The sequence below is a fragment of the Streptomyces sp. URMC 123 genome (assembly GCF_051386515.1).
Classification (GTDB): Bacteria; Actinomycetota; Actinomycetes; order Streptomycetales; family Streptomycetaceae; genus Streptomyces.
In genome coordinates, this window is the sequence record NZ_JBPQTV010000401.1 from 1 (window position 1) to 5,226 (window position 5,226).

Annotated in this window: 5 protein-coding genes; all 5 read right to left on the reverse strand. The window is 69.7% G+C overall.

Features of this window, described 5'->3' with window-relative positions; translation table 11 throughout:
- Positions 1-41: 41 nt before the first annotated feature.
- Complete coding sequence (locus tag ACSNOD_RS28105) at positions 42-1,211, reverse strand: phosphatidate cytidylyltransferase (protein WP_436769882.1); 1,170 nt, start codon at positions 1,209-1,211, stop codon at positions 42-44.
- A complete protein-coding gene (frr, locus tag ACSNOD_RS28110) occupies positions 1,211-1,768 on the reverse strand; it encodes a ribosome recycling factor (RefSeq protein WP_436769883.1) in 558 nt (185 codons plus the stop codon). The genes ACSNOD_RS28105 and frr overlap by 1 nt, the downstream gene beginning before the upstream one ends.
- 181 nt (positions 1,769-1,949) lie before the next feature.
- Positions 1,950-2,726: a UMP kinase gene (pyrH, locus tag ACSNOD_RS28115; RefSeq protein ID WP_436769884.1), complete on the reverse strand. Its 777-nt coding sequence runs from the start codon at positions 2,724-2,726 to the stop codon at positions 1,950-1,952.
- Positions 2,727-2,913: 187 nt separating this feature from the next.
- Positions 2,914-3,750, reverse strand: coding sequence for a translation elongation factor Ts (gene tsf / locus ACSNOD_RS28120; protein WP_436769885.1), 837 nt, complete (start codon positions 3,748-3,750; stop codon positions 2,914-2,916).
- A gap of 96 nt (positions 3,751-3,846) precedes the next feature.
- Positions 3,847-4,725, reverse strand: a complete 879-nt coding sequence (gene rpsB, locus ACSNOD_RS28125; RefSeq protein WP_436769886.1) for a 30S ribosomal protein S2 — start codon at positions 4,723-4,725, stop codon at positions 3,847-3,849.
- Positions 4,726-5,226: the final 501 nt, after the last annotated feature.

The following is a 5,226-nucleotide window of genomic DNA, read 5'->3' on the forward strand; positions in this document are numbered from 1 at the left end:
CCCCCGGGCCGGCGGGGCTTGTCGTGCGGGTGGGGGCCGGCTCAGCCGGCGCCGACGAAGATCACCAGCAGCAGCCACACCACGGGCGCGGTGGGCAGCAGCGAGTCGAGGCGGTCCATGATGCCGCCGTGGCCCGGCAGCAGCGTGCCCATGTCCTTGATGCCGAGATCCCGCTTGATCATGGACTCGCCGAGGTCGCCGAGGGTCGCGCTGGCCGCGACCGCCAGCCCCAGCAGCAGGCCCTGCCACCAGGTGCCGCCCTCGATCAGGAACTGCATGCACAGCACGCCGGCCACCATGGCGAAGGCCACCGCGCCGAGCAGGCCCTCCCGGGTCTTCCCCGGGCTGATCCGCGGCGCCAGCTTGTGCCGGCCGAACTTCCAGCCGACGGCGTACGCCCCGGTGTCGCTCACCACGGTCAGCACCAGGAAGGTGAACACCCGCTGCGGGCCGTCGGCGTCGGCGCTGAGCATCAGCGCCACGAACGTCGCCAGGAACGGCACGTAGAACGCGGCGAAGATGCCCGCCGTGACGTCCTTCAGATAGTCGTGGGGCGGCTCGGCCATCCGCCAGGCGAGCACCGCGAGGGAGGTCAGCGCCACGGCGACCCACGCCCCCTCGGCGCCCCTGACGTAGCCGGCGACGACCATGGCCGCGCCGCCGACCGCCAGCGGCACCAGCGGGACGCGGATGCCCTTCTCCTCCCGGAGCCGCGAGGACAGCTCCCAGAGGCCGACGACCACGGCGATCACTATCACGCCGAGGAAGAGCTCCTTGACGAGGAAGAGGGAGGCCACGATGACCGCGCCGAGACCCAGGCCGACCCCTATGGCCGCCCGCAGATCGCGGCCGGCGCGCTTCTTGGCGGGCGCGCCGTGCTGGTGCGCCGAGTGCCGCTCGGGCTGCGGCGTGGGGGTCACCGGCTGCTGCTCCTCGTCACGGAACTCGTCACGGGACTCGTCTCGGGACTCGTCTCGGGACTCGTCACGGAACAGGGGGCCGCTCAGCCGAGCGGCCCCCTGGTCACGATCGTCCTGGTCTCCGCCTGTGTCGGGCACGATGGGCATGGGCCGAGTCTGCGCCGAGTCGGCCGTCGCATGCGGCGGACCCGCCGGGAGAGGCCCCTGGTCGGGCGGACCCCAGTAGCCGGCCCTCGATGGGGTGCCCCCGGCCGAGGGCGCCGGGCGGGCCCCCCAGGAAGAGTCGTTCATCAGACCTCGAGCAGCTCGGCTTCCTTGTGCTTCAGCAGCTCGTCCACCAGCGCCACGTACTTGCCGGTGGTGTCGTCGAGCTCCTTCTCGGCGCGCCGGCCCTCGTCCTCGCCGATCTCGCCGTCCTTCACGAACTTGTCGATGGTCTCCTTGGCCTTGCGGCGAATGCTGCGAATCGAGATCTTCGCGTCCTCGCCCTTGGTCTTGGCGACCTTGATGTACTCGCGCCGCCGCTCCTCGGTGAGCTGCGGGAACGTCACACGGATGATGCTGCCGTCGTTGCTCGGGTTCACCCCGAGGTCGGAGTCGCGGATCGCCTGTTCGATGTTGCGCAGCGCGCTCTTGTCGAACGGGGTCACCACGGCCATCCGCGGCTCGGGCACCGAGAAGGACGCCAGCTGGTTGATCGGCGTCAGCGCGCCGTAGTAGTCCGCCACGATCTTGTTGAACATCGCCGGGTGCGCACGACCGGTGCGAATCGCGGCGAAGTCCTCCTTGGCGACCACGACGGCCTTCTCCATCTTCTCCTCGGCCTCGAGGAGGGTCTCTTCGATCACCACTTGCTCCTGGTGTTATCCGTAAGCAGAGCCTCGCCCCTGCGCGCGTCTTCTCCTGCACGGTGTCCGACCGGCAGGCCGTTGTCCATCCCCGTGCCGTGCTCTTCACACGGTCCGGGGTTGCCGCCCCGCAGCCCGCCACGGCTGTCCTCGGCGGCCAGTCGGCGGTGGAGGCGGACCGTCAGGCCCGGCTCCCCTGGTCGCTGACGAGCGTGCCGATCTTCTCACCCTTCACCGCTCGGGCGATGTTGCCCTCCGCGAGCAGTTCGAAGACCAGGATCGGCAGCTTGTTGTCCATGCACAGGGTGATCGCGGTGGCGTCGGCGACCTTGAGGCCGCGGGAGAGCACCTCGCCGTACTCCAGCGCGTCGAACTTCACCGCGTCCGGGTTCTGCTTCGGGTCGGAGTCGTAGACCCCGTCCACGCCGTTCTTGCCCATGAGCAGCGCCTCGGCGTCGATCTCCAGGGCGCGCTGGGCGGCGGTGGTGTCGGTCGAGAAGTAGGGCATGCCCATGCCCGCGCCGAAGATCACCACGCGGCCCTTCTCCAGGTGCCGCACCGCGCGCAGCGGAATGTAGGGCTCGGCGACCTGGCCCATGGTGATGGCGGTCTGGACGCGGGACTGGATGCCCTCCTTCTCCAGGAAGTCCTGGAGGGCGAGGCAGTTCATGACCGTGCCCAGCATGCCCATGTAGTCGGAGCGGGCGCGGTCCATGCCGCGCTGCTGGAGCTCCGCGCCGCGGAAGAAGTTGCCACCGCCGATGACGATGGCGATCTCCGCGCCGTCCCGGACCACCGCGGCGATCTCCCGGGCGATGGCGTGGACCACGTCGGGGTCGACGCCCAGGCCCCCTCCGCCGGAGAACGCCTCACCGGACAGCTTCAGCAGGAACCGGCGGCGCTTGCCACCGTGGTCGCTCTTGTCGGCGGCCTGATTGGAGTCGGCGCCCTGATTCATGGAGATCTCCTCGTGCACATACGAAGAAGGCCATTGCCGGTTGGGTCGTCTTTCGAGCCCTCTGCGGCAATGGCCTCCTCGTCACATCTGCGGTCGTCCGGCGCGTGCGCGGCCGACTGCTTCCGACCCTAGCGGGTCGGGCCTCTTCCGCCGCCTCTGTACGGCGTACGGATCAGCGGCGTACCGCTCAGGCGCCGACGCGGATGCGCGCGAAGCGCTTCAGCGTGACACCGGCCTCGTCCAGGATCTTCTGGACGGTCTTCTTGTTGTCCTTGGCGAACGCCTGGTCGAGCAGGACGTTCTCCTTGAAGAAGCCGTTGACGCGACCCTCCACGATCTTCGGCAGGGCGCCCTCGGGCTTGCCCTCCTCGCGCGCGGTGGCCTCGGCGACGCGGCGCTCGTTCTCGACCGTCTCGGCCGGGATCTCCTCGCGGGAGAGGAACTTCGGCGCGAACGCGGCGATGTGCTGCGCGACGTCCTTGGCGACCTCGGCGGCCTCCTTGTCGAGCTCGACGAGGACGCCGACCTGCGGGGGCAGGTCCGGGCTGGTGCGGTGCATGTACGCGGCGACGTAGCCGTCGGTGAACTGCGCGAAGCGGTCCAGGACGATCTTCTCGCCGAGGGTGGCGTTGGCCTCGTCCACGAACGCCTGGACGGTCTTGCCGGCCTCGATCTCGGAGGCGAGCAGCGCCTCGAGGTCGGCCGGAGCTGTCTTGGCGACGTGGGCGGCGAGCGCGTCGGCGACGGCGACGAACTTGTCACCCTTGGCGACGAAGTCGGTCTCGCACTTCAGCTCGAGCAGCACACCGGAGGTGTTGTCGTCGGCGATGAGGGAGACGACGACGCCGTTCTCGGCGCTGCGGCCCTCGCGCTTGGCGACGCCCTTCTGGCCCTTGACGCGCAGGATCTCGACGGCCTTGTCGACGCTGCCCTCGGCCTCGGTGAGCGCCTTCTTGCAGTCCATCATGCCGGCGCCGGTGAGCTCACGGAGCTTCTTGACGTCAGCGGCGGTGAAGTTCGCCATGGTCTGGAATCTCTTCCCGGTCTCGAAAAGTCGATTGATCTACGGGTGGACGGGGGGGGCTGTGCGCCCCCGCCGTCGTCAGCCGTGACGCTGAGGTCAGGCCTGCTCGGCCTCGGCGGCCGGGGCCTCGGCGGCCTCCGCGGCCGGAGCCTCGGCAGCGGCCTCGGCCGGCTTCTCGGCCTCGGCGGCCGGCTCCTCGGCCTTCTTCTCGCCCTCGAGCAGGTCGCGCTCCCACTCGGCGAGCGGCTCGCCGGCGGCCTTGTCACCCTTGCCCTCGGCGACACCGGAGCGGGCGATGAGGCCCTCGGCGACCGCGTCGGCGATCACACGGGTGAGCAGCGTGACGGAGCGGATCGCGTCGTCGTTGCCCGGGATCTTGTAGTCGACCTCGTCGGGGTCGCAGTTGGTGTCGAGGATGGCGACGACCGGGATGTTGAGCTTGCGCGCCTCGCCGACGGCGATGTGCTCCTTCTTGGTGTCCACGATCCAGACGGCGCTGGGCACCTTCTGCATCTCGCGGATACCGCCGAGGGTCTTCTCCAGCTTCGCCTTCTCGCGGGAGAGGACCAGCAGCTCCTTCTTGGTGAGGCCGGAGGCGGCCACGTCCTCGAAGTCGATCTGCTCGAGCTCCTTCAGGCGCTGCAGGCGCTTGTAGACGGTCGAGAAGTTGGTGAGCATGCCGCCCAGCCAGCGCTGGTTGACGTAGGGCATGCCGACGCGGGTGGCCTGCTCGGCGATGGCCTCCTGCGCCTGCTTCTTCGTACCGACGAACATGATGGAGCCGCCGTGCGCGACGGTCTCCTTGACGAACTCGTAGGCGCGGTCGATGTACGACAGCGACTGGAGCAGGTCGATGATGTAGATGCCGTTGCGCTCGGTGAAGATGAAGCGCTTCATCTTCGGGTTCCAGCGGCGGGTCTGGTGCCCGAAGTGGACGCCGCTCTCCAGCAGCTCCCGCATCGTGACGACGGCCATGGCCGTACTCCTCTGTGGTACTCGGTTCCACGGCGGCCGGGCGGCCGCCGCTCCTGACGCCCCACGCGCCCGCCACGGACGGGACTGTGTGATCAGAGCCTGTCCGAGGACCGAATGGACGCGGCCACCGCGCTGCCCAGGATTCCCGTGCCGAGGGGGCAGGGGATGGGAGTGATGCACGGTGACGGGGCGTGCGAAGTCGACCCGGTGACCCGGATCGCCATCAGAAGTGTACGGGACCGCCGAAGGGCGAGGCGACACGCGGCGCGGGTGGTCACGGGGGCGCCTTCACCCGTGGGGGTGGCGCGGTTGTCCACAACCGGCGAGTAGTCCACCGATCCGGTTCATGATCCCCGCGCGGCGGCGCGGACCGGCACCGTCGTGCCATGCGCCGAGACGACCTCGCCCGCTTCACCGCGGGCCGCCGATGTCCTGTTGTGCTCCCGCTCCTCCTGGCCCTGCTCATGGGGGCCGCGGGAACGATCGGGGTGGGGGGAGCGG

Coding starts and splice junctions, on each gene's coding strand:
- ACSNOD_RS28105 (WP_436769882.1), bottom strand. CDS start 1,211: ATGAACGACTCTTCCTGGGGGGCCCGCCCGGCGCCCTCGGCCGGGGGC.
- pyrH (WP_436769884.1), bottom strand. CDS start 2,726: ATGAATCAGGGCGCCGACTCCAATCAGGCCGCCGACAAGAGCGACCAC.
- tsf (WP_436769885.1), bottom strand. CDS start 3,750: ATGGCGAACTTCACCGCCGCTGACGTCAAGAAGCTCCGTGAGCTCACC.
- rpsB (WP_436769886.1), bottom strand. CDS start 4,725: ATGGCCGTCGTCACGATGCGGGAGCTGCTGGAGAGCGGCGTCCACTTC.